General features: G+C 72.6%; 18 protein-coding genes. 10 read left to right on the plus strand and 8 right to left on the minus strand.

Translation table 11 applies throughout. From position 1 onward, the window contains the following. The first annotated feature begins 109 nt into the window (after nucleotides 1–109). A complete protein-coding gene (locus ACF1A1_RS12840; RefSeq protein WP_391999365.1) occupies nucleotides 110–2,239 on the plus strand; it encodes an alpha-galactosidase in 2,130 nt (709 codons plus the stop codon). A gap of 336 nt (nucleotides 2,240–2,575) precedes the next feature. After that, complete coding sequence (locus ACF1A1_RS12845) at nucleotides 2,576–3,580, plus strand: sugar ABC transporter substrate-binding protein (RefSeq protein WP_391999366.1); 1,005 nt, start codon at nucleotides 2,576–2,578, stop codon at nucleotides 3,578–3,580. A 91-nt stretch (nucleotides 3,581–3,671) separates the two neighbouring features. Here the strand turns inward: ACF1A1_RS12845 and ACF1A1_RS12850 are convergent, their stop codons facing one another. Continuing rightward, on the minus strand, nucleotides 3,672–5,060 hold the full coding sequence (locus tag ACF1A1_RS12850) for a glycoside hydrolase family 43 protein (protein ID WP_391999367.1): 1,389 nt from the start codon (nucleotides 5,058–5,060) through the stop codon (nucleotides 3,672–3,674). Nucleotides 5,061–5,285: 225 nt separating this feature from the next. Here ACF1A1_RS12850 and ACF1A1_RS12855 point away from each other — a divergent pair, with 225 nt between their 5' ends. Both ACF1A1_RS12855 and ACF1A1_RS12860 read left to right on the plus strand, forming a co-directional pair. Then, the gene (locus ACF1A1_RS12855; RefSeq protein WP_391999368.1) at nucleotides 5,286–6,713 is read left to right on the plus strand and encodes an amidase; all 1,428 of its coding nucleotides are present in this window, start codon (nucleotides 5,286–5,288) and stop codon (nucleotides 6,711–6,713) included. Between the two features lie 239 nt (nucleotides 6,714–6,952). After that, nucleotides 6,953–7,399, plus strand: a complete 447-nt coding sequence (locus tag ACF1A1_RS12860) for a type II toxin-antitoxin system PemK/MazF family toxin (RefSeq protein WP_391999369.1) — start codon at nucleotides 6,953–6,955, stop codon at nucleotides 7,397–7,399. Here ACF1A1_RS12860 and ACF1A1_RS12865 read toward each other — a convergent pair. Then, the gene (locus tag ACF1A1_RS12865) at nucleotides 7,384–8,205 is read right to left on the minus strand and encodes a TIGR02452 family protein (RefSeq protein ID WP_391999371.1); all 822 of its coding nucleotides are present in this window, start codon (nucleotides 8,203–8,205) and stop codon (nucleotides 7,384–7,386) included. The two genes, ACF1A1_RS12860 and ACF1A1_RS12865, sit on opposite strands and share 16 nt — an antisense overlap. 316 nt (nucleotides 8,206–8,521) lie before the next feature. Between ACF1A1_RS12865 and egtA the strand changes: the two genes are divergently transcribed. The 4 genes from egtA to egtD are packed head-to-tail and all read left to right on the plus strand — an operon-like array spanning nucleotide 8,522 to nucleotide 12,928. Then, nucleotides 8,522–9,808 carry an ergothioneine biosynthesis glutamate--cysteine ligase EgtA gene (gene egtA / locus ACF1A1_RS12870; RefSeq protein ID WP_391999373.1) on the plus strand — a complete coding sequence of 429 codons (1,287 nt, stop codon included), beginning with the start codon at nucleotides 8,522–8,524 and terminating at the stop codon, nucleotides 9,806–9,808. Beyond that, nucleotides 9,805–11,181, plus strand: coding sequence for an ergothioneine biosynthesis protein EgtB (gene egtB, locus ACF1A1_RS12875; protein WP_391999374.1), 1,377 nt, complete (start codon nucleotides 9,805–9,807; stop codon nucleotides 11,179–11,181). Before egtA ends, egtB begins: the two co-directional genes overlap by 4 nt. Continuing rightward, nucleotides 11,181–11,969, plus strand: coding sequence for an ergothioneine biosynthesis protein EgtC (gene egtC, locus ACF1A1_RS12880; RefSeq protein ID WP_391999375.1), 789 nt, complete (start codon nucleotides 11,181–11,183; stop codon nucleotides 11,967–11,969). The genes egtB and egtC overlap by 1 nt, the downstream gene beginning before the upstream one ends. Continuing rightward, nucleotides 11,966–12,928, plus strand: a complete 963-nt coding sequence (gene egtD, locus ACF1A1_RS12885) for an L-histidine N(alpha)-methyltransferase (RefSeq protein ID WP_391999377.1) — start codon at nucleotides 11,966–11,968, stop codon at nucleotides 12,926–12,928. Before egtC ends, egtD begins: the two co-directional genes overlap by 4 nt. Before the next feature lie 46 nt (nucleotides 12,929–12,974). Here the strand turns inward: egtD and ACF1A1_RS12890 are convergent, their stop codons facing one another. After that, nucleotides 12,975–14,411 carry a glycosyl hydrolase family 28-related protein gene (locus ACF1A1_RS12890; RefSeq protein WP_391999378.1) on the minus strand — a complete coding sequence of 479 codons (1,437 nt, stop codon included), beginning with the start codon at nucleotides 14,409–14,411 and terminating at the stop codon, nucleotides 12,975–12,977. A gap of 62 nt (nucleotides 14,412–14,473) precedes the next feature. Here ACF1A1_RS12890 and ACF1A1_RS12895 point away from each other — a divergent pair, with 62 nt between their 5' ends. Beyond that, the gene (locus tag ACF1A1_RS12895; protein ID WP_391999380.1) at nucleotides 14,474–15,175 is read left to right on the plus strand and encodes a CDP-alcohol phosphatidyltransferase family protein; all 702 of its coding nucleotides are present in this window, start codon (nucleotides 14,474–14,476) and stop codon (nucleotides 15,173–15,175) included. On the opposite strand, the gene ACF1A1_RS12900 is transcribed toward ACF1A1_RS12895, so the two are convergent. The 5 genes from ACF1A1_RS12900 to ACF1A1_RS12920 form a co-directional block, all read right to left on the minus strand. Further along, nucleotides 15,065–15,613 carry an adenylyltransferase/cytidyltransferase family protein gene (locus tag ACF1A1_RS12900; RefSeq protein WP_391999382.1) on the minus strand — a complete coding sequence of 183 codons (549 nt, stop codon included), beginning with the start codon at nucleotides 15,611–15,613 and terminating at the stop codon, nucleotides 15,065–15,067. The two genes, ACF1A1_RS12895 and ACF1A1_RS12900, sit on opposite strands and share 111 nt — an antisense overlap. Then, the gene (locus ACF1A1_RS12905; RefSeq protein WP_391999384.1) at nucleotides 15,610–17,100 is read right to left on the minus strand and encodes a fibronectin type III domain-containing protein; all 1,491 of its coding nucleotides are present in this window, start codon (nucleotides 17,098–17,100) and stop codon (nucleotides 15,610–15,612) included. The genes ACF1A1_RS12900 and ACF1A1_RS12905 overlap by 4 nt, the downstream gene beginning before the upstream one ends. A gap of 134 nt (nucleotides 17,101–17,234) precedes the next feature. Further along, nucleotides 17,235–18,761, minus strand: coding sequence for a lipopolysaccharide biosynthesis protein (locus tag ACF1A1_RS12910; RefSeq protein WP_391999385.1), 1,527 nt, complete (start codon nucleotides 18,759–18,761; stop codon nucleotides 17,235–17,237). A gap of 11 nt (nucleotides 18,762–18,772) precedes the next feature. Next, nucleotides 18,773–20,323 carry a hypothetical protein gene (locus tag ACF1A1_RS12915; RefSeq protein WP_391999387.1) on the minus strand — a complete coding sequence of 517 codons (1,551 nt, stop codon included), beginning with the start codon at nucleotides 20,321–20,323 and terminating at the stop codon, nucleotides 18,773–18,775. After that, nucleotides 20,320–21,843: a hypothetical protein gene (locus ACF1A1_RS12920; protein ID WP_391999388.1), complete on the minus strand. Its 1,524-nt coding sequence runs from the start codon at nucleotides 21,841–21,843 to the stop codon at nucleotides 20,320–20,322. Before ACF1A1_RS12920 ends, ACF1A1_RS12915 begins: the two co-directional genes overlap by 4 nt. 255 nt (nucleotides 21,844–22,098) lie before the next feature. On the opposite strand from ACF1A1_RS12920, the gene ACF1A1_RS12925 reads away from it, so the two are divergent. After that, nucleotides 22,099–23,079: an NAD-dependent epimerase/dehydratase family protein gene (locus ACF1A1_RS12925; protein ID WP_391999389.1), complete on the plus strand. Its 981-nt coding sequence runs from the start codon at nucleotides 22,099–22,101 to the stop codon at nucleotides 23,077–23,079. The last annotated feature ends 7 nt before the right edge of the window (nucleotides 23,080–23,086 follow it).

The following is a 23,086-nucleotide window of genomic DNA, read 5'->3' on the forward strand; positions in this document are numbered from 1 at the left end:
GTGACCGGTCACACAACGGTCGTCAAGAGACCGTCACGCTGGATTCACGCGACTGACGCGGACCGCTGCCTTCCGTGGGGACAGGACGGCGTCAGGAGGGGGGAGCACCTTGACCGGTACGGCGGATGCGGCGCACACGGCCTGCGGCCACCCACAGGAGAAGCTGAGGTGGGAACATTCGGCGCTGGAGGCCGAGTTCGCCACCGCCGCCGACGGCACCCTGCGACTGGTCCGGCTGGCCGGCCCGGGCGATCCCGGCCCCGGCGACCCCGAAGCCGCCCTGCCGCTCGTGGAGTTGACCGCCCTCGGTCACGGCAGCGGCTGGTCCGGCCCGCGCTTCACCGGCACGGCCTTCGGCACACGGCTGCGCTACCGGGGCCACCGCACGGGCAACCGTGCCGGCCAGGAGTGGCTGACCGTCGAACTCCACGACCCGGCCACCGGGTTGACGGCGTTCGTGGAGCTGACGTCCCCCGACGGTGTCGCCGTGCTGCGCTCCCGGGTGCGGGTGCGCAACGACGGCACAGAGCCCCTGGTCGTCCAGTCCGTCAGCAGCCTGCTGCTCGGCGGCCTGCCCTCCCCGGACGCCCTGGACGTCCTACGGGCCCGCAACGACTGGCTCGCGGAGGGGCGCTGGTACGCCGAGCCGCTGCGGGCCACCGTCGCCGACATCGGCGTCGACGTCCACCAGCACGACAGCCGGGCCGCCCTCGTCCTGACCGGTCGCGGCAGCTGGCCCACCGACGGCCACCTGCCGATGGGCGCGCTGACGGAGCGGGGCGGCGGCCGGACCTGGCTGTGGCAGATCGAGTCGCCGGCCGGCTGGCGCTGGGACCTGGGCCAACGCGCACACGGCACCTGCCTGGCGCTGAACGGCCCCACCGACGCGGAACACCAGTGGCGGGTCCGGCTCACACCGGGCGCGGAGTTCACCACGGTCCCGGCGGTACTGGCCCTCGGCACCGGCTTCGACGCGGCGATGGCCGCGCTGACCTCCTACCGTCGTGCCGTACGCCGCCCGCACCCGGACCACACCGCGCTCCCCGTCGTCTTCAACGACTACATGAACACGCTGATGGGCGACCCGACGACGGCGAAGCTGCTGCCGCTGATCGACGCGGCCGCCGAGGCCGGGGCGGAGTACTTCTGCGTCGACTCCGGCTGGTACGACGACACCCTGGGCTGGTGGGACAGCGTCGGCGAGTGGCTGCCCTCGGCGCGCCGCTTCCCCGACGGCGGCATCCTGGCGGTGCTGGACCGGATCCGGGAGCGCGGCATGGTTCCGGGGCTGTGGCTGGAACCGGAGGTCGTCGGGGTGCGCAGCCCGGTGGCGTCCGCGCTGCCGCCGGAGGCCTTCTTCCAGCGGGACGGCGTGCGCCTCACCGAGCAGGGCCGCCACCAGCTCGACCTGCGGCACCCGGCCGCCCGCGCCCACCTCGACCGGACGGTGGACCGGATCGTCGGCGAGTGGGGCGTGGGCTACCTCAAGCTGGACTACAACATCGTGGTCGACCCGGGGACGTGCGCCCCCGGGGAGGTCTCACCGGGTGCCGGGCTGCTGGGCCACGCCCGGGCCTACCTGGACTGGCTGTCCGGGGTGCTGGACCGCCACCCCGGGCTGGTGATCGAGAACTGCGCCTCCGGCGGCATGCGCATGGACGGCGCCACCCTGTCCGTCGCCCAGCTCCAGTCCACCAGCGACCAGCAGGACCCCCTGCGCTACCCGCCCATCGCCGCCGCCGCGCCGACCGCCGTCCCGCCCGAGCAGGGTGCCGTCTGGGCCTATCCGCAGCCCGGGTTCGACGACGACCTGATCTCCTTCACCCTGGGCGGCGCCCTGCTCGGCCGCGTCCACCTGTCGGGCCATCTGGACCGGATGTCGGGACGCCAGCTCGCCCTGGTCCGGGACGCGCTGGCCACGTACAAGGCGATCCGCGGCGATCTCGCGGGGGCCGTGCCCTTCTGGCCGCTCGGTCTGCCGGGGTGGACGGACGAGTGGCTGGCCCTCGGGATGCGCGTGCCCGGCGACCGCACGTCGTACGTCTCCGTCTGGCGCCGCGGCGGGGAGGCCGCGCTGCGCCTTCCCGTGCGGCACCTGGCGGGCCGGGAGGTCCGGGCGGAGATCCTGCATCCGTCCGCCGCGGGCGCCGGGTCGGCGGTCTGGGACGGGCGGGGACTGCGGGTGTCGCTGCCGCGCACGCCCACCGCGCTGCTGGTGCGTCTCGCCACCGGCGAGTAGCGACGCGGGCGGGCAACCGGGGTCCGAGGGAAGCTCGCGCCCCCGCGGTGACGTGCGGCCCTCCACGCCTGGCCCGATCCTGGCGTGGAGGCCCGCGGCGCATGGTCGCGGGGCCCCCTGATCACCCCCGCGTTCTTTGTCGGTACGTCAGGACAAGACTGTTGACATCACCCGGGGGCAGCTCCATAGTTACGTGCCACTAGCGCGCGCTACTAAAGCGCGCCAGCGGCGGACTCCCCCGTTACGGCCCGGCGCCGCGGCCGCACCACCGACCCCCAGGCCGCCCCCACCCGGCCCCCGACCCCGACCCCGATCGCACAGCGAGGTGCAAGGGACATGCGCAGACACCACCGAGCCGTCACCCTGGCCGCCACCGTCCTGGCCGGCGCGCTGTTCGCCGCCGGCTGCTCCAGCGGCTCCGGGGGCAAGAAGTCCGAGGAGGGCGGGGCCGCCGCCTCGGCGGGGAAGGCCGACACTCCCCGGATGACCGTGGCCATGATCACCCACGCCTCCCCGGGTGACACCTTCTGGGACCTGATCCGCAAGGGCGCCCAGGCCGCCGCCGCCAAGGACAACGTCAAGCTCGTCTACTCCAGCGATCCCAGCGCCGGCAACCAGGCCAACCTGGTCCAGAACGCCATCGACCAGAAGGTGGACGGCATCGCGCTCACCGCCGCCAAACCGGACGCCATGAAGGACGTGGTGGCCAAGGCCAGGGCGGCCGGGATCCCGGTGGTCGGCTTCAACTCCGGCGTGGACGACTGGAAGCAGCTCGGCATGCTCGAGTACTTCGGCCAGGACGAGAACATCGCGGGCCAGGCCTTCGGACAGCGGCTCGACGAGCTCGGCGCCAAGCACGCCCTCTGCGTCATCCAGGAGCAGGGACAGGTCGCCCTGGAGGCGCGCTGCGCCGGCCTGAAGAAGGGCTTCCGCGGCACGACCGACATCCTCTACGTCAACGGCACCGACATGCCGTCGGTGAAGTCGACGATCACCGCGAAGCTCAAGCAGGACTCCTCCATCGACCAGGTCGTCGCCCTCGGCGCCCCGATCGCGCTGACCGCCGTGCAGTCGGTGGCCGACGCGAGCAGCAAGGCGAAGGTCGCGACCTTCGACCTGAACAAGGAGCTGGTCAAGGCCGTCCAGGCCGGCACCGTCGAGTTCGCCGTCGACCAGCAGCCCTACCTTCAGGGCTACCTCGCCGTGGACGCCCTGTGGCTGTACCGGACCAACGGCAACTTCAGCGGCGGCGGGACCGCTCCGGTGCTCACCGGACCGGCCTTCATCACCAAGGAGAACGTGGACGCGGTCGCCGAGTTCGCCGCGAAGGGAACGCGGTGACAGCGGCGCGGGAACACCGACCGCACCAGCACGGGCCCATCGGCCTCGGCCGGCACGCGCCCGCGTGCCGGCCGAGGCCGCGCCGCCTCGCTCAGGCCCAGCTCGTCACCGGCACGAACGAGCTGTCCTGCCGGAACAGGTCCGTGCCGTCCGTCTGCTCCACCCGCAGCTGGTAGCTGTAGTGGCGCAGGTAGTAGCCGGGATAGTTGTACGACTCGAAGCGCACCGAACCGCTCGCCGTGCCCGTGCGGGCGACGAACGTGGCGTCCCGGGCGAAGGTCGACGTGCCGTTGTTGGGGTCGAAGCGGCCGCGGAAGGAGTAGTGGCGCAGGTAGTTGCCCGCCGCGTCACGGAAGGAGTAGCCGTTCGCGTCGGCCAGGCCGGGCACGACCGTGAAGGTGGAGTTCTGCTTCTCGGTGGTCGTGCTGGAGCCGGTCACCACCGGGAGGTTGAGCAGGGACGACTGCTCCTGCCAGTAGCGGGTGGTGTAGTTGGCCGACCGGAGGGAGCGGGTGACGTTCTTCGCCAGGGCTACCCCGCCGGACACCGTCTCCTTGATGACGGTGAAGTGGCGTGCCGTGCCCGAGACGGCCGGCAGGGCCTTGGGGGTGCTCCAGGTGGCGAAGGTGTCGTAGCTGTCGCTGTAGTAGTAGTTGCCGTCGCCGTAGCCGTCGAAGAAGATCCGCCAGGCGCCGTTGTCGAGCTGCACGAGGGCCGGGCCCTCGCGGTAGCTGCCCCAGCCGGCCCAGTTGCCGGTCCGGGAGATCGTGTACGGCCCGGTGAGGCTCGTCGCGGTGCCGTACTCGATGTACTTGGTCGTCTCGTTCTTGGTGAAGGCGTGGTAGGTCGAGCCGATCTTCACGATGAAGGTGTCGATGTGGTTCTGGCCTATGCCGGACAGGGCGACCGGTGAACTCCATGCGGTGAGGGCGGAGTTGGTGGCTCTCAGCAGGTAGGGGGTGAAGATCCACTGGTCGTTCGTGGTGGAGCAGGACACGATGATGTTGACGCTGCCGTCGCTGTCGACGAACCACTCCGGCGCCCAGGCGCGGGACAGGTTGGCGATCGGGACCGTGTAGTCGTACAGGAACGTCCAGTTGACCCGGTCGGCGCTGCGGGCGAAGCCGATGGTGGTGCTGACGTCCTGCCAGGTGTGGGTGGTGTAGGTGATGTAGTAGTAACCGTCCGTGTGCTTGAAGATGCTCGCGTCGCGGATGCGGTTGCTCGGCGGGGTGTAGGCGGAGGCCTTCACGAGCCGGAAGTCGGTGGCGTCGTCCGACTGGTAGACGTTCACCGTGCCGTCGTTGCTGTTGAGGAACGGCACGATGGTGTACCGGGTGGCCGAGCCGCTGGGCGGGGCGGCGGCGAGGGCCGTGCCGAGCAGACCGGGCATCTCGCCGAGCACGAGTGCCGAGGCGGGCAGGACGGCCATCGCGCGCAACAGGGTGCGGCGGGACGGGGCGGGGGGACGGGTGGTCATGTGCGGCTCTCCCTACGACTCAGCGTTCGACTTTCCGAACAAGGTTCGGAAAGTCGATCAGAAGGTAGGGGTGGGGCACCGACCCGTCAATGGTTTGCGCAGAACGCGGAGGACCCGGTGGGAGAGCCGTGGCGGCCAATGGGCTCACCCCGCGCGGGGGTCGTTCCGTCACCCCCCTCCAGACGTTACCGTTCGGTAGACAACGTCCTCCCGGAGGTGTCCCGCATGACGCTCGACCGTTCCGCAGGCCTGACGGACTGCGCCCGTGCGCTGGCCGAGGGGGAGGTCTCCTCCCGCACGCTGGTCGAGCAGGCCCTGGTACGGATCGGGGCGACCCAGGGCACGCTCAACGCCTTCCGGGTCGTGCGGACCGAGGCCGCGCTCGCCGAGGCGGAGGCGGCGGACCGGGAGTTGGCCGCCGGGGTGCGCAAACCCCTGCTCGGCGTGCCGGTCGCCGTCAAGGACGACATGGACGTGGCGGGCGAGCCCACCGCCTTCGGCTGCCCGGGCAGCCACCCGCCGGTCGCCGAGGACGGGGAGGCGGTACGGCGGCTGCGCGCGGCCGGCGCCGTCATCGTCGGCAAGACCAACACCTGCGAACTCGGGCAGTGGCCGTTCACCGAGGGGCCGGCCTTCGGCGCGACCCGCAATCCCTGGAGCACCGACCACACCCCGGGCGGCTCCTCCGGCGGCTCGGCGGCCGCGGTCGCGGCGGGCCTGGTGCCGGCCGCGCTCGGCTCCGACGGGGCCGGCTCGGTCCGCATCCCGGCCTCCTGGACCCACCTCGTCGGCGTCAAGCCGCAGCGCGGCCGTATCTCCACCTGGCCGCGCGGCGAGTCCTTCCAGGGCATCACCGTCAACGGCACGCTGGCCCGGACCGTGGCCGACGCGGCCCTCCTCCTGGACGCGGCGAGCGGCAACCACGAACGCGATCCGCACCGGCCGCCCGCCGTCGACGCCCGCGCCGCCGTCGGCCGCGACCCCGGCCGGCTGCGGATCGCGCTCGCGCTGAAGCCGCCGTTCACCGCCGTGCCCGCCCGGCTGCGGCCCGAGGTGCGCGCCCGGGTCGTGGACCTCGCGGAGAAACTGGCGGACCTGGGGCACACCGTCGAGGAGGCCGATCCCCCGTACGGGCAGATCGGGCTGACCTTCGTGCCGCGGGCGACCGCGGGCATCGCCGAGTGGGTCGCCGAGGCGCCCTTCCCCGCGCTGCTCGACCGGCGCACCCGTGACGCCGCCCGGCTGGGCCGGCTCCTCGGCGGCGTCCCGCTGCGCGCGGCCCGGCGCGCGGAGGCGGCCCTGCACCGCCGTATCGGCGCCTTCTTCGGGATGTACGACGTCGTCCTCGCCCCGACGACGGCCACTCCCCCGCCCCGGATCGGGGCCATGCTGCACCTCGGCGGGTTCGCCACCGACCGGGCCATCATCGCCGCGTGTCCGTACGCCTGGCCGTGGAACGTCCTCGGGTGGCCCGGTGTCAACGTGCCCGCGGGCTTCGCCCCCGGCGGACTGCCGGTCGGGGCGCAGCTGCTCGGCCCGGCGCACAGCGAGCCGCTGCTGCTGTCGCTCGCCGCGCAGCTGGAGGCGGAGCTGCGCTGGCACGAGGTGTGGCCGCCGCAGCCGGACCCGGTCACGAACGCGACGGCCGGATGACGTCGGCGAGGTCATCGCCCGGTACGCGGGGCCGAGGAGTGGCCGCCGTCGCCCGCAACTCGGCGCGCGCGGCCGGGACTTCGTCCGGGCCGCCGCTTCCGCCCGCGCCATGGACCACGACGGGCGGCGCCGGCGGGGCACTTCGCTCGACGCGCTCGTCGCCCCGCCGCCCGAGCGGAAGGCGCCGGCCGGGGCGACGTGGGGCCGGCAGCCGCGGAGGCAGGCTCTAGGGTGCCTCCGTGACCGCGTTTACCGAAGAGAACGTTCCGGGCCGCTCCGGCCCCTCCGCCACCACCGAGGCCGACCCCCGCGAGGTCGGCCGGGTGCGCACCGAGTACTCGCCCGCGCACGACGGCGACCCCGATCCCGGTGAGATCGTCTGGACCTGGGTCCCCTTCGAGGAGAACGACGGGCGGGGCAAGGACCGCCCGGTGCTCGTCGTCGCCCGTGAGGCGGCCGGGACCTTCCTGGCCGTGCAGTTGTCCAGCAGGCGGCACGACGGCGACCGCGAGTGGGTGCCGATCGGCAGCGGGCCGTGGGACCGGTCCGGGCGCGACTCCTGGGTCGACGTGGACCGCGTCCTGCGGCTGCACGAGCGGGGCATGCGCCGGGAGGCGTGCGCGCTGGACCGGATGCGGTTCAACCTGGTGCGCCACCGGCTGCACGAGCGCTACGGCTGGACCTGAAAGGCCCGCTCGAAGGCGCCCCGCACCGCACTCCCCGGCGTCCGGTCCAGCACCCCGAACACCACGTGCTCGAAGGTCCGCCCGAACCGTCCGCCGGGCCCCAGCAACGCCCGGAACGCCCCCGCCACCTGCGCGGGGTCGTTGCGGAACACCCCGCACCCCCACGCGCCGAGGACCAGCCGCCGGTAGCCGTGCGCGGCGGCCGTCTCCAGGACGCGCTCGGCGCGGACGGCCAGGGCGCGCGGCAACTCGGCCGCGCGCCGCGGCGCCGTACGCAGCACCACCCCGGCGTTCGGGGCGGCGGCCGTCAGGAAGCCGGCGGTGTACGGCTGGTCCAGCAGCCGGCCCCGGTCGTCGCGGAAGACGGGCACGGCCGGCGCGTGGATGACCCGGTCCGTGTAGAAGGGGTCGCGGTGGGCGCGGTGGTGGTCGTAGAACTCACGGGCCTCGAGGAGGCAGGTGTACAGCGCCGAGGCGCGGCACACGGCCTCCTCCTGGGCCTGGGCGCCGTTGAGGTAGCCGCCGCCGGGGTTGCGCGCGGAGGCGAAGTTCAGCACCGCGGCCGGTCCGTGCCGCGCGAGTCGGCGGGCGGCTTGCGTGCTGCTCTCGCCGGTGACCTCGACGAGCGTGTCCGCGTCAGCGGTGCCGGGCACCGGGACGGGGTCCGGCCCGAGCATCCGGGTCCCCTCGCGGGCCGCCGCGATCGCCGCCGCGAGGGACACCTCGTGCCCGCCCGGCGCGCGGTACGCGCCCGCCGCGACGATCTGCTCGTTCTCGCGGGCGATGCCCCGCAGCCGCGCGCTCACGGCGCCACCCCCGTGGGCGCCGCGACCGCGCGCCGCGCGGCCTCCCCCGTCCCGTACGTCTCCCCCGTCGTGCTCATGCACGCATCGTCAGCGATCCTGGACAGGCGGTGCAACCGACTTTCCCGGGCGGGAAAACGTCCCGGACAGGCCGAAAACGGCCTGGAAACAGCACGGAATAGGAGGTTCCCGGTCCCGAAAGTGCCGTTGTGCACCCTTGTGCGAATCCGCCCGAGGGTCTTGGGTGGGACGAGTGATGCCGGTCCGGCTCCAGTGACACCGGGCCGGCGGCATGGTGGAATCTCAGGAGGATCCCGACATGTCCGACATATCCAGTTCTCCTTCGGTGGGCGACTGTACGAAGCCCGGTACGGCCCTCACCGAAGCCGAGGTGGAGGCCCTGGTCAGGGGCATCTGTTTCAAGACCGGTCCGCCCCGCACCCTCGGGGTCGAGGTGGAATGGCTCGTCCACGAGCTGCGCGCACCGCAGCTCCCCGTGACACCCGAACGGCTCGAAGCGGCCTACGCCGCCCTGCGGACCGTGCCCCTGCGGTCGGCGCTCACCGTCGAACCCGGCGGACAGCTGGAGCTGAGCTCGCCGCCCGCCGCCTCCCTGACGGAGTGCATCGGCACCCTCTCCGCCGACCTGGACGCCGTCCGCGCGGTCCTGCGCGAGGCCGGACTCGCCCTCACCGGCATCGGCACCGACCCCTGGCACCCGCCCCGCCGGTTCCTGCACGAACCCCGCTACGACGCCATGGAGGCGTACCTCGACCGCACCGGCCCGGCCGGCCGCGCCATGATGTGCACCTCGGCCTCCGTGCAGGTCTGCCTGGACGCCGGCTACGAGGAGCCCGGCCCGCTGGGGCACGGGCGGCGCTGGTGGCTGGCGCACACCCTGGGCGCCGTCCTGGTCGCCGCCTTCGCCAACTCCCCCCTGCTCGCCGGCGCCCCCACCGGCTGGCGCTCCACCCGGCAGCTGCTGTGGACGGAGATCGGCGCCGGCCGCGCGGGCGCCCCCGACCCGGACACCGAGCCGCGCGAGGCGTGGGCCCGGCACGTCCTGGACGCGCCGGTGATGTGCGTACGGCGCGAGAGCGGGCCGTGGGACGTGCCCGACGGGATGACGTTCCGGGAGTGGACGCGGCGGGGATCGCCCACCCGGGCGGACCTCGACTACCACCTCTCCACGCTCTTCCCGCCGGTCAGACCGCGCGGCCACCTGGAGCTGCGCATGATCGACGCACAGCCCGGCGACGACGGCTGGATCGTGCCGGTCGCCGTGACGACGGCGCTGTTCGACGACCCGGAGGCCGCCGAGAGCGCCGGTCGCGCGGTGAAGCCGCTGGCGGAACGGGCGCTGTCGCTGCCCGCCCCGCACAATCCGCTGTGGACCGACGCGGCACGCGCCGGGCTGACCGACCCGGAACTGCACGAGGCCGCCGTCGCCTGCTTCACGGCGGCTCTGGAGGCCCTGCCCCGGCTCGGCGCGACCCCCGCCGTCCTGGAGGCCGTCACCGCCTACCGGGACCGCTACGTCCTGCCGGGCCGCTGCCCCGCCGACGACCAGCTCGACCGCGCGCACGGGAAGGACGTCCGCCCATGACCGACCCCGCCCCGGACACCGAGACCGCGACCGCCACCGAGACGAGGACCGCCACCGGCCGCGACGCCGTCCACGACGCCGACACGCTCCGCGAGCGCGCCCTCGCCTCGCTGACCACGGCCCGTGCGCGCACGACGCTGCTGACCACCTGCGTCGAGGACCCCGACCTCAGCGCCCAGCACTCCCCGCTGATGTCCCCGCTGGTGTGGGACCTCGCGCACATCGGCAACCAGGAGGAGCTGTGGCTCCTGCGCACGGTGGCCGGCCGTGAGGCGATGCGCCCCGAGATCGACGGCCTGTACGACGCGTTCGAGCACCCCCGCTCCGAGCGGCCCTCGCTGCCGCTGCTGCCGCCCGACGAGGCCCGCCGGTACGCGGCGGAGGTGCGCGGGCGGGCCCTGGACGTGCTGGAGTCGGCCGACTTCCACGGCACGCGGCTGACGGAGGCGGGCTTCGCCTTCGGGATGATCGCGCAGCACGAGCAGCAGCACGACGAGACGATGCTGATCACCCATCAGCTCCGCCGGGGCCCGCAGGCCCTGACCGCCCCCGACCCGGACCCGGCTCCACTGCTCACCGGCCCGTCCGAAGTCCTGGTCCCCGGCGGCCCGTTCACCATGGGGACGTCCGAGGAGCCGTGGGCGCTGGACAACGAACGGCCCGCGCACCCGCGCGAGGTGCCGCCGTTCTTCATCGACACCACCCCGGTGACGAACGGCGCCTACCAGGCGTTCATCGACGACGGCGGCTACGACGACGCACGCTGGTGGACGAAGGACGGCTGGGCCCACGTCCGCCGGAACTCCCTGCATGCCCCGCTGTTCTGGCGCCGGGACGGGAAGCAGTGGCTTCGGCGCCGCTTCGGCGTCACGGAGGTGGTACCGCCCGACGAGCCGGTGCTGCACGTGTGCTGGTACGAGGCGGACGCCTACGCCCGCTGGGCCGGACGACGGCTGCCTACCGAGGCCGAGTGGGAGAAGGCGGCCCGGTACGACCCGGCGACCGGCGGCTCCACCCGCTACCCGTGGGGGGACGCCGACCCCGCGCCCGAGCACGCCAACCTGGGCCAGCGGCACCTGCGCCCCGCCCCGGCCGGCAGCTACCCGGCGGGTCAGTCGCCGCTCGGCGTACGGCAGTTGATCGGCGACGTGTGGGAGTGGACGGCGAGCGACTTCCTGCCCTACCCCGGCTTCCGGGCGTTCCCCTACAAGGAGTACTCCGAGGTGTTCTTCGGGCCCGAGTACAAGGTGCTGCGGGGTGGTTCGTTCGCGGTGGACCCGGTGGCCTGCCGCGGCACGTTCCGCAACTGGGACCTCCCGATCCGGCGGCAGATCTTCTCCGGCTTCCGCACGGCCCGCTCGGGGGTCGTCTGATGTGCCGTCATGTCGCCTACGTGGGGCCCGAGGAGCCGTTCGGCCGGATCCTGGTGGAGCCCACGCACGCCCTGTACCGCCAGTCGTGGGCACCCCGGCGGCAGCGCCACGGCACGGTCAACGCCGATGGTTTCGGAGTGGGCTGGTACGCCCCGGGGGATCCGGTGCCGGCCCGCTACCGCCGGGCGGGACCCATCTGGGCGGACCTGTCCTTCGCCGACCTGTCCCGCGTCGTACGGACCGGGGCCCTGCTGGCCGCCGTACGGGACGCGACGCTGGCCGGGGCGGACGCCGAGGCGGCTGCGGCGCCGTTCGCCGCGGGGACCTGGCTGTTCAGCCACAACGGGGCGGTCCGGGGCTGGCCCGGATCCCTGGAGTCCCTCGCGCGCACCCTGCCGGCGGCCGACGTGCTGTCGATGGAGGCCCGCAACGACTCGGCGTTCGTGTGGGCGCTGGCCCTCGCCCGGCTGCGCGCCGGCGACGCGGCGGGGCAGGCGCTGGCGGACACCGTGCGGGAGGTCGCCGCGGCGGCCCCCGGCTCCCGCCTCAACCTCCTGCTCACCGACGGCGGGACGATCACCGCGACGGCCTGGGGCGACAGCCTCTGGTACCTGGCGGAGCCCGGCCGCGCGATCGTGGCCTCCGAGCCCCACGACGACGATCCGCGCTGGCGGGAGGCCCCCGACCGCACCCTGCTCGTGGCGAACCGCACCGAGGTCCTGCTGACCCCGCTCAAGGACCCGGACGCGGACGCGGCACCCGTACCGACCGAGGAGACCGGCACGTGAGTCCGTTCCACATCACCCGCACCCTCCCCGAGGACGCCACGGACGCCGCCCTGCGCGCCGACGTCCGGCACGGCCTCACCGCCACCCCCAAGGCGCTGCCGCCGAAGTGGTTCTACGACGCGCACGGCAGCGAACTGTTCGAGCGGATCACCGAGCTGCCCGAGTACTACCCGACGCGCGCCGAGCGGGAGATCCTCGTGGACCGCTCGGGCGAGATCGCCGCCGCGGCCGGCGCCCGCACCCTCGTGGAACTGGGCTCCGGCTCCTCGGAGAAGACCCGCCACCTGATCGCCGCGCTGACCGGGCTGCGCGCGTACGTGCCCGTCGACGTCAGCGAGAGCGCCCTCACCCGGGCCGGACACGCGCTGATCGCCGAGCGGCCCGGCCTCGACGTCCATGCCCTCATCGCCGACTTCACCGCCCCGCTGACGCTGCCGGACACCCCGGGTCCGCGTCTGCTGGCGTTCCTCGGCGGGACGATCGGCAACCTGCTGCCGGACGAGCGGGCGGCGTTCCTCGCCTCGGTCCGCGCCCTGCTGGCGCCGGGCGACGCTCTGCTGCTCGGCACCGACCTGGTGAAGGACGAGGGGGTGCTGGTGCGGGCGTACGACGACGCGGCCGGGGTGACGGCCGCGTTCAACAGGAACGTGCTGACGGTCGTCAACCGCGAACTGGGCGCCGACTTCGACCCCGGCGCCTTCGACCACGTCGCCCTCTGGGACGCCGGCGCCGAGTGGATCGAGATGCGGCTGCGGTCCCGTTCGGCGCAGACCGTCAAGATTCCCGCGCTCGATCTCGCCGTCGACTTCGCGGCGGGCGAGGAGCTGCGCACGGAGGTCTCGGCGAAGTTCCGCAAGGAGGGGGTGCGGGCCGAACTGTCCGCCGCGGGGCTGGAGCTGACGCGCTGGTGGACGGACCGCGAGGGGCGCTTCGCGCTGTCCCTGAGCGTGGTGCGCTGACGGCAGGGCCCATCGGGGCCGGCGTACCCGCCGGCCCCGGTGGGCGTCAGCGGGCCCGGCCCGGGACCGGAGCGACCGGGTCGGCGGCCGGCGGGGGCGCGCTGGCGAGCGGTGCGGGACTGGTCGACGACTGCGGGGTGCCGGGCGGGGCCGGCACAAGTGCCTCGTCGCGGCCGGGTCCGTCCAGGCAGTCGACGAAGCTGACGAAGTCGGGCCGTTCGGCGCCTTCGGCGACCACGAACTCGCTCGCCCTGCGACTGCGCAGCAGACACATGTCGTAGCGGGCGACGGTCGGCGGCAGGGCGTCCGGCGGGCTCTCCGTCCGGTACGCGTGACGGCCCACCAGCTGGCAGGAGTCGTACCGGACCAGTGGCCCCCGCGGCCCCACCGCGTAGCGGTGCGCGAGGACGTCGGTGGAGAAGTCCTTGAAGGCGATCCCGGTGTCGTCGCAGTCGCTGAAGTGGACCGTTCCGCTCTTCCACGCGCAGTCGATGATCCGCACCTGCGGGTTGCGGATCTCGAACCGGATGTCCTCGGCGTGGAACCGCTGCACCGAGTCGTGGTGCTGGGGGACGGGAAAGCGGAAGAAGGTGCTGCTGGTGCCGTACTCCGCGGTGCTCCCGGGCCGGGTGCCGGTGATGATGTAGGAGCCTCCCCGGCAGGTGATCGAACCGCCGTAGGGGAACTCCAGGAAGTTGCCCCACTCGTACTCGACCTTCATGTCGGTGAACCAGTAGTTGAGGAACTGGTCCTGGTCGTTGGGGTCCGCCTGCCGGCGTGACAGCCCCGAGTACAGGAACGCCCTGCGGTAGCTGCCGCCGACCCGGCACGCCTCCCAGCGCATCTCCGAGTTGGTGTCATCGCCGTCCAGGGCGAGGCCGTACTCCCACTCCCCCATCCACTCGCACTCCGAGAACCGGTAGTCCTGCGCCTGTCCGGTGGAGTACGAGCTGAAGAAGGAGGCGCCCGGCGTGGCCGAGCGGAACTGCATGCGCTCGAAGGAGAGGTTCGACCAGATGTCCTCGTTGCGGCACAGGTAGGAGCCCGGGCCCCGGGCCGGGCGGAAGACGAGCGTGGTCATGCGTTTGCCCGCCCCGCAGATGCGCAGGCCGTTGGCCGCCCGCAGCGGGGCGACGCCGTTCAGCAGTGCGTTCGGCCGGGTGATGAGGAACTCGCCGGCGGGAATCTCGATCACCGTGCGCCCGACCCCCCGGGAGACCCGGGAGGCCGCGAGCGAGTAGGCGATTTCGAACGCCGAGCTGTCGTCGGTCCGTCCGTCGCCCACCGCTCCGACGTCGGCCACGTTGATCACGAGCGGCAGCCGGGCCCGGGATCGGTCGCGCTCGGGACCGGCGGGGCCGTTCGGCACCTCGGGGCCGCGTTCCGGTCCGACGGCGGCGGACGCGTTGTGGGCGGTCAGCGCCGTCGCGGCGAGCACCGACACCCCGCCACGCAGAAGTTGCCGACGGCTGACACGAGACATCCCGCCTCCCCGTTCTGCCATAATCGCCTTCTTTCCACCGAATTTTTCAATAAAGGAGGGAAATGACCGAGTTTGCCGAGGTGCTCAGACAGCTGTCGACGGCACAGAAGCCCGCGAAAGGGGTCTCGCTCTACACCCGGTTCGTCAACCGCCCGGCCGGACGGGTCCTGGCCGCGCTGGCCTACCGAGTGGGGGCGACGCCGAACCAGCTGACCGTCCTCGGCGCCCTGTTCACCTTTCCGGCCCTGGCCGCCGTGGCCCTGCTGCCGCCCGGACCGCGGATGGCGGTCTGCGTCGGCGTCGCCCTGGCCGTGGGGTTCGTGCTCGACTCGGCGGACGGTCAGCTGGCGCGCGGGCAGCGCTCGGGGAGCCCGTCGGGCGAGTGGCTCGACCATGTGCTGGACTGCGTCAAGATCGTCGCCCTCCACCTGGTGGTGCTGGTGTCGTTCTACCGGTTCTTCGACCTGCCCAGCCCGGCCTTCCTGCTGGCACCGATGGTCTTCCAGCTCGCGGCCGTGGTGATCTTCTTCGCCGGGATCCTGACGGAGAAGCTCAAGGGGCGGACGCCGGGCGAGGCTCCGGCCGCATCCGCCCTCGCACTGCGGTCCGTGCTGCTGCTGCCCGTCGACTACGGCCTGACCTGCGTCAGCTTCCTATTCCTGGGAAGCCAGCACGTCTTCCTCACGGTGTACTGCGCGCTGCTGGTGGCCCACGTGGTGTTCATGGCCGCCTTCCTCGTGAAGTGGTTCCGGGAGCTGCGCTGAGGGGATCTCCGGCCGGTCCTGCGCGGAGAGCAGTTCCAGCGCTCCGCGCAGCAGCGTGCTGGAGGTGTGCATGGTGTACGGGAAGTAGACGACCTCGACGCCGACCTTGGCGAAGCGCCGTTCGAACTCCTCCCACTTGGGCGTTCCCCGCCAGTCGTCGCCCTTGAAGATGACGTGGAAGCCGATCCGCTTCCACGTCTTCAGCTTGTCGACCTCCGACTCCACGACGACCTCGTCGACGTAGCGCACGCTGCGGACGATCGCCAGGCGCTCGGCGAGCGGCACGACCGGCACCCGGCCCTTCAGGTGCGCGGCCAGGTCGTCGGAGGTCACCCCGGCCACGAGACGGTCGCAGTGCCGGCGCGCCTCACGCAGGATGTTGAGGTGTCCGATGTGGAACAGGTCGTAGACACCTGGCGCGAATCCGATGAGCGTCACCGCGGGTCACCCACCACTCGGTCCTGCGCCGCCTTCGCCGGCACGGTCGCGGTCACGGCCTTGGACCTGCGCGAGGTGTTCGTCCCGTCCGTCACCTCGATCTCGTACCGGTGGCGGCCCGCGGGCGCGGAGTCGGTGTGGCTCATCCGCGGGAGGTCCCAGAAGGTGGACGCCTTCGTCTTGCGCGCCACGAGCTTGCCGTCGCGGTAGATCCGGTACGTCAGTGACGCGTCGTCCCGGTCCCAGGAGGCGCGCCAGGTGAGGGTGACCCTGCCGGGGTCCGTGTCGGACACCGACAGGACGGGAACCTTCGGCGCTCCGGTGTCACGGCTCCCGAAGCGGGTGATGCCCTGCTGCGGTGTGTCGTTGACCTGGGTGAACTCGCCACCCGCCCAGAGGACGCCCCTCGACACCGCCAGGGCACGGGGACCCACGTGCTCCCCCACCCCGTCGTTGGTGTCGGGGAACCAGTGCAGGATCTTGCGGGTGTCGAGCGACTGGACCAGCAGGTGCTGCCGGTCTCCGCGCTCCGGGAACCCTCCGGGTGTCTCGCCGCAGTCGTGCGCGTGCGAGGCGCTGTAGAGGAGGCCCTTGTAGGGCACGAGGGCCTGGGTGGCGCCCCGGCAGGTGTCCTTCCACACCATGGTGCCGTTGGTGAGACGGCCCGCGATCCGCCCGTCGAAGATGCCCGGCCCGTGACCCTCGGCCCCCACGAAGAAGCGGGTCTTGTCCCGTGCGATCGCCTTCACCGAGGACTGCGGCGGGAACCAGCCGGGATAGGAGAGAACCGTTTTGCCTGTGGTGGGGTTCAGGGTGACCAGCGAGCGGGCCCCCTGTCCGTTGACGGACTCGAAGTCACCGCCCACGAAGAGCCTGCCGTGCGAGGCCGCGGCCGCCAGGGCGCGCACCGGCTGGTCGACGTCCGCCCGGAAGGGCAGCAGGGCGCCCTTGGGGGTGAGGGCGGCGATCCGGTTCCTGGGCTGACCGCCGACGCGGCCGAAGTCACCTCCCAGGAAGATCGTCTTGTCCGTCGTCTCGATGGCCCGGACGGTGGCGGACACCGAGGGCCGGAAGCTCTTGCTCGGGGTGCAGTTGGACGTGTGGAGGGCGACCGCGTTGCTCGCGCGGGCGGATCCGACGTGGTCGAAGGAGCCGCCCACGTACAGCACCCGGCCGTCCGGGGAGGCCTTCATGGCCCGGACGGTGTGGTGGTGGCCGGTGAACGACGGGGCGCAGGGCAGCAGTTTGCCCGTCGCGGCGTCGAACGCGGCGAAGTTGCGGCGCTTGACCTGCCGTTGTCCGGGCGCGGCTCCCGGCGGGCGGACGTGGTCGAAGGTTCCTCCGACGTAGACGACACCGTTCGCGGCGGCCATCGACCAGACGATGCCGTCCGTCTGCCAGGTGGCCAGCGGATCGGCGGAGAACGCGGGTGTGCCGTCGGCGGCCGCGGCGAGGGAGGCGTCGAGCAGGGCGGTGGTGCAGCACACGAGTGCTGTCGCAGCGACCCTGGCGACCGGCTTCGTACGGAGTTTTCTCAGGTACAAGGGAGACCCCGGTTGGCAGTGGTGTGAGGGTGAGTGACGCCGACCGGGAGGGCGTGGACGGTACGACCGTGGCTGGCTCATGCCGCACGGCGGCGCAGCACGCCGACCAGCTCGCCCACTCTCAGCGACGTCCGATATCGCCACAAAGTAATACCAAATACACACAATCCCAAGGCCATCCCCACGGCGAGTCCTGACGGAGTGTCACCTTTCTTCACATGGGAGGCGGTCAGCACCAGCGAGACGACCAGTCCGAGCGCGAAGGCGCTCGCGTAGCCGCGGTCCACGGTCGGGAAGCCGAGGCGCAGCCGGATGAGCACGGCCGCCGCGAGGTTCTCCACGACGATGGCCGCGCCCCAGGACACCGCGGCGCCCAGCACGCCCCAGGCGGGCACGGCGAGCACACCGACGGTCAGCTGCACCGTGAACGCCGCGGCGGTGACCGCCAGATGCCACGAGCTGCGGCCGGCCATGAGGAGCACGGTCTGGGCGTTGCCCACCGCGACATTGACGACGGAGGCGGCGCACAGCACCACCAGGGCGGGCGCGCCGACGGTGAACTCCGGTCCGAAGACGGACAGCACGGTCCCGGGGAAGGCGGCGACGAGGGCGAACAGCGGCCCGGAGAAGAGCACGGTCCAGCAGGTCGAGACACGGTGCAGATCGTGTGCCTCGGCGATCTTGCCGAGGGCGAGCAGCCGGCTGAGCTCCGGTGCGACGGCGAGCCGGACGGCGAGCTGGACGAGGGTGCACGCCGTGACGACGCGGCCGATGGCGGTGTACACCCCCGCCTCGCCGGCCGTGCCCAGGACGGACAGCAGGATGACGCCGGCCCAGACCGCGCTGATGTCGAAGACGGAGGAGACCGCACGGGGTGCGGCGAAGGCCCAGAAGGTCCGCCAGGGCACGGTCCCGCCTCCCGTGGAATGCGGCGTGGGACGGGCGGCACGGCAGCGGCGCAGGGAGAACCAGGCGGCCACGGAGCCGGCCAGCGCGGGCAGCAGCCAGGCCGAGGCCAGGGACAGCACTCCGGGCGCGTAGCAGGCCACGGGAACGGCGATCAGCACGCGCAGCACCGGTTTGCCGATCTGCTCCACGCCGACGAAGGGCACCACCGTGCCGTATCCCCGGGTGGCGCCGAGCAGGACCATGCCCACGGTGGCGGCGGGCACGAAGAGTCCGAAGAGCCGCACCAGGGCGACGGCGTCCGCGGGGGGCAGGTGCGGCAGGAGCGTGGTGGCCACCGCCGGGGACAGCAGCAGGGGCACGGCGGCCGCGGTGCCGGCCACGGCCGCCGGCAGGACGGCCGTGCGCAGCAGCGCGTCCACCGAGCGGCCGCCGTCGACGGCGAGGTCGCGCGGTACGAACCGCACGAGCCCGGTGTCGGCACCGAGCTTGCAGGCGTTGCTGCAAATGGTGAACAGGGCGACGCCCGTGAAGATCGCTCCCGCCCCCTGCGCCCCGACGGCCCGGGTGATCAGGCCGACGAGGAGGAAGGAGAAGGCGGCGTTCGCGACGGAACCCGCCATCCCCCACCACCCGCCCCGCGCGGTGGCGGCCACCCCGCTCGGGGTGGCCGCCCCGGCGCGGGGGCGAGCGGTCACCTCGGGCGCGGTCACCGGCGGGAAACGCTGAACGTGCCGTCCTGCACGGGGAGTTCCATGCTCGACGTGTGCGCCTCGGGAGCGTACTTCGGGCGGCGGCGCAGGGTGCCCAGGCGCCGGCGCGGGCGCCCGGCGTCGAGCACGGCCCCGAGGAGGCGTCCGCCGGAGCAGCCGATCAGCTCCTGCACCTGCCGGAGGTCCTCCCGCCGGGTGCGGTTGAGGTTCGCGACCACGACGACGCCGTCGACGCGCTGGGCGACCGCCAGCGCGTCGGCCTGCGCGAGGAACGGTCCCGTGACGAGGACGCTCGACGTGTCGGGCTCGGACGCCGCCCGGGCGTGCGGATCGAGGCCACCGCTCGAGGAGAAGGCGAACCGGCCGACGACGTCGGCGTCGACGAGGACGCTCCCGGGGGGCAGGAACGCCTCCTCCAGGGTGGGGGCCGCGTACGGCATCAGCGGCAGGTGTGTGGCGAGGCCGGAGGTGTCCGGCGCGGTGTCGACCAGCAGGACGTCGCCCCCGTCGTCGGCGAGGGCCGCGCCCAGGTTGGCGGCGACCTCCTCGGCGGCGCCGACGTCCCGCGGGGACACGACGAGCACCCGGCCGGGGCCCTCCGGGCTTCGGGTCTGCCGCAGCCGGAAGGCCAGCGCCCGGTACGCCTCCGTGCGGGGGCTGCTGGTGCGGCCGACCGTCAGCAGGGCGTCGTCGCCCCCGTCGTCGGAGGGCAGGATGCCGAGCACCGGGGCGCGCAGGGCGGCCTGTACCTCGCCGACCGAGCGGACCCGGTTGTCCAGGGCGGAGCGCACCCAGGCCAGCACGATGCCGAGGAGGAGCCCGCACACCAGCCCGAGGCCGAGCAGGGTCCGCATGCCGGGTCCCACCGGAAGGGTGGGGGCCGTGGCCCGGCGGACGATGTCACCGCCGTCGGTGTCACGGGACTTGATGTCGAGGACACGCTTCTGCAGGTTGTACAGCTGGTTCTGCGCGGCGGGCTTGGCCGACGAACGCTCCAGCTGGTCCAGGGCGATGCGCTGGTTCAGCACGGCGATCTGCTGCTCCAGGGCGCGGGTGGCCCGCTGCACCGTGGCGTCGTTGCGGCTCTTGCGGTCGGCCAGGTAGGCCTCGGCGAAGGCGTTGGCGCCGCGCGCCGCGCGCTGCGGCGCGCGGGCGGTGAACTCGAAGCGGATCACCTGGGACTTCTGCGGGTTGGTGACCCGCAGCCGGGCCCCGAGGGTGCCGGCCTGGGTGCCGGGCCGGCCCAGGATGTGCGCCGCGCGCGAGGCGACGGCCGCGCTGGTGGCGATCCGCTGCTCCGTGCTCATGCTGACCTGGTTGTCGGCGGAGACGCCGACCGAGCTGAACGGGTCGGTGGTGGAGCGCACGAGGACTTCGCTGGTCGCGGTGTAGGTGTGGGCGCGCTGAAGGGACAGGGCCAGCCCGCCCAGCACTCCCAGAAGAATTCCCAGCGCGATCAGGACGCGGTGGCGCAAGATGCGGCGCAGTTGGTCGCGTAGCTGGTCCGGCTCGTCGTACCGGTCGTCGAATGGGATGGGGCCGGTCACGGGTGCCCTCCTGTTCCGGGGATCGATGCGTGACGGATGGGTGCGGTCGGCACCGCCGATGAGGGGAACCGGGATGCCCGGGCGGTACGGGTGCTGATGAGCAGCGGGATGGTCACCAGGAGCGTCAGCGGGCCGGCGATGCCGAGCAGGCTGCCGCGCAGGAAGACCATCTGGTAGAAGGCGAAGGCGGGGACCAGGAGTGCCGCGACGGTGCCCGGCCGGTCGCGCAGCAGGTGGCGTACGTCGTCCACGCGCCGGCTGACCGCGCCGAGCAGGCAGAACACGACGACCACCGCGAAGGGGCCGGCCCACAGGTAACTCTCGATCCACAGTGGCGCGGAGAGGTTGAGGAAGTCGTATCCCGCGTACCGGGCCAGTGCGATGCCGGTGTCCTCGGGTTTCTCCGGCCACATCGAGCGCGGCACCATGAACAGCGGCGGGCCGAGCGCGTCCTGCGGGGAGAACCCGTTGTCCCGCGCGTAGTCGATGCCGGTCTGGATCTGCTGGAAGGCGTCGTAGTCGCCGTTGGTGGTGAACTGGTCGGTGAGGGAGACGACGGCGACGTCCTCCCGGTCGCTGTAGCGGAAGTAGTCGCTGTAGGGGAAGACGAGCAGGAGTCCGGCGATGAGGGCGGCCGCCGCGGCGCGGAAGGGGCGGGGCCGGGACAGCCGGGGCACGGTGAAGAGGAGGGTCAGCAGGACCGTGCCGACCCAGAACCTCGGCTTGCTGATGGGGTTGTTGACGACGGCGTTCAGCACGAGGAGCACCGGCAGCAGCAGCCAGCGCAGGCCTCGCAGCCAGCGGTCGGCGCCCGCCACCCGTGGTACGTGCAACAGGCCCAGCAGCGCCCAGAAGGCGGGCACCGACAGGGACCAGGTGAGCAGCACCTGGAGGAAGGCGTCCTGGGCGTTGGCCATCGCGCCGGCCTCGGTGATGGCCTGGCGGCTGGTGAAGTACGCGTGCAGTCGCCCGGGTTGGCTCGAGATCAGCAGTACCGCGAAGGCGAGGGCGAGCCCGCAGAGCGCCAGCAGGCGCCAGGGGGCGACCCGGCGGGAGAGCAGTCGTTCCATGGGCCCCGGTGGACCGGCGGTCTCCCGGGTCTGCCGGCGACGGGCGGCGAGGGCCGTTCCGGCGCTGTAGGCGAGGAGCCCGAGTTCGACGACGGCCACGGCCTCGAAGGCGGTCGCCTCGGAGGCCCGGAAGGGCCACGGGTAGGCGTCGGCGGCAAGCATCGCCAGGGGCGCGATGCCGAGCCAGATGTAGGCGAAGACCCAGAAGCCGAAGGCGACCAGACGCACCGTGGGCGCGGTGAGCACCCGGGCGAGCGCACCGCCGGTGTGCGCCACGACGACGCCCTGGAGAGCGAGCGCCGCCGACATCCGCACACCGTCCGGCTGGAGGATCAGCCCCGGCAGCAGGACGGTGAGCGCCACGGTCCAGAGGAAGACCGCAGCGACACTGCGGACGCGAGCGTCCTGCATCCCGACCTCTCTGCCGAGCGAGTTTTCAGGCTGAAACATCACCGAAAGATATATAGCGTGCTTACTTCGCAAATCGCCCCAGGCGCGCACAAATCATTGACTTCGGTGCTCTTGCCCCCGAACAGAGTCATCGGGTGATCTTAGTAATCGGCGGCGTGCCAATTACCTGAAATCATGACAAGTCTGCATAGCTTGTCGCGCAGGTCGCCGCCAGCCCGGTGCCGGACCGGCACCTCGGGCGCGGCGGACCGGCTGACCTCACACCAGATCTCCGGATTCCCAAGGGAGTTGCGCATGAGCAAGCAGGTCGACGTCGTCGTCGCCGGGGGCGGGGGATTCATCGGCGGTCATCTCGTGGGCGACCTCCTCGCCCAGGGGCTGACCGTCCGCTCCATCGACATCAAGCCCCGGCACGAGTGGTACCAGGTGCACCAGGACGCCGAGAACGTGGTCGCCGACCTGTCCCTCCTGGACAGTGCGCGCGCGGGCGTCCGGGATGCCCGCCAGGTGTACATGCTGGCCGCCGACATGGGCGGCATGGGCTTCATCGAGAACAACAAGGCCGCCTGCATGATGTCGGTGCTGACCAGCACCCACATGCTGCGGGCGGCGCACGAGGCCGGCGTGGAGCGCTACTTCTACTCCTCCTCCGCCTGCGTGTACGCCGCCGGCAAGCAGACCGACCCGAACGTCACCGCGCTGAAGGAGGAGGACGCCTACCCGGCGCAGCCGGAGGACGGCTACGGCTGGGAGAAGCTCTTCTCCGAGCGCATGTGCCGCCACTACGCCGAGGACTACGGGTTCGTCACCCGTGTCGCCCGCTACCACAACGTCTACGGCCCGCACGGCACGTGGACCGGCGGGCGGGAGAAGGCTCCGGCGGCGGTGTGCCGGAAGGTGGCCGAGGCGGTCCTCTCCGGTGACCACCGGATCGAGATCTGGGGCGACGGCCGGCAGAGCCGCTCCTTCATGTACATCGACGACTGCCTCCACGGCACCCAGATGATCATGAACGGGTCCAGTGGCGTCCCCGTCAACCTGGGCTCGTCGGAGCTGGTCACCATCAACCAGCTCGTCGACATCGTCGAGCGGATCGCGGGCGTCCGCTGCGAGCGCGCCTACCGGCTCGACGCCCCGCAGGGCGTGCGCGGCCGCAACTCCGACAACACCCTGATCCGCGAGATCCACGGCTGGGAACCGTCGGTCAGCCTCCTCGACGGCCTGGAGAAGACCTACGCCTGGGTCTACGACCAGGTCAAGCGCTCCCGGCAGTGACGCCCGA

The organism is Streptomyces sp. NPDC014995 (assembly GCF_043080745.1).
In the GTDB taxonomy this organism is placed as follows: domain Bacteria; phylum Actinomycetota; class Actinomycetes; order Streptomycetales; family Streptomycetaceae; genus Streptomyces.

What these genes read in the sequence shown, in the direction of transcription:
- ACF1A1_RS12845 (WP_391999366.1), top strand. Translation starts at nt 2,576, where the DNA reads ATGCGCAGACACCACCGAGCCGTCACCCTGGCCGCCACCGTCCTGGCC.
- ACF1A1_RS12850 (WP_391999367.1), bottom strand. Translation starts at nt 5,060, where the DNA reads ATGACCACCCGTCCCCCCGCCCCGTCCCGCCGCACCCTGTTGCGCGCG.
- ACF1A1_RS12855 (WP_391999368.1), top strand. Translation starts at nt 5,286, where the DNA reads ATGACGCTCGACCGTTCCGCAGGCCTGACGGACTGCGCCCGTGCGCTG.
- egtA (WP_391999373.1), top strand. Translation starts at nt 8,522, where the DNA reads ATGTCCGACATATCCAGTTCTCCTTCGGTGGGCGACTGTACGAAGCCC.
- egtB (WP_391999374.1), top strand. Translation starts at nt 9,805, where the DNA reads ATGACCGACCCCGCCCCGGACACCGAGACCGCGACCGCCACCGAGACG.
- egtC (WP_391999375.1), top strand. Translation starts at nt 11,181, where the DNA reads ATGTGCCGTCATGTCGCCTACGTGGGGCCCGAGGAGCCGTTCGGCCGG.
- ACF1A1_RS12890 (WP_391999378.1), bottom strand. Translation starts at nt 14,411, where the DNA reads ATGTCTCGTGTCAGCCGTCGGCAACTTCTGCGTGGCGGGGTGTCGGTG.
- ACF1A1_RS12895 (WP_391999380.1), top strand. Translation starts at nt 14,474, where the DNA reads ATGACCGAGTTTGCCGAGGTGCTCAGACAGCTGTCGACGGCACAGAAG.
- ACF1A1_RS12920 (WP_391999388.1), bottom strand. Translation starts at nt 21,843, where the DNA reads ATGTTTCAGCCTGAAAACTCGCTCGGCAGAGAGGTCGGGATGCAGGAC.
- ACF1A1_RS12925 (WP_391999389.1), top strand. Translation starts at nt 22,099, where the DNA reads ATGAGCAAGCAGGTCGACGTCGTCGTCGCCGGGGGCGGGGGATTCATC.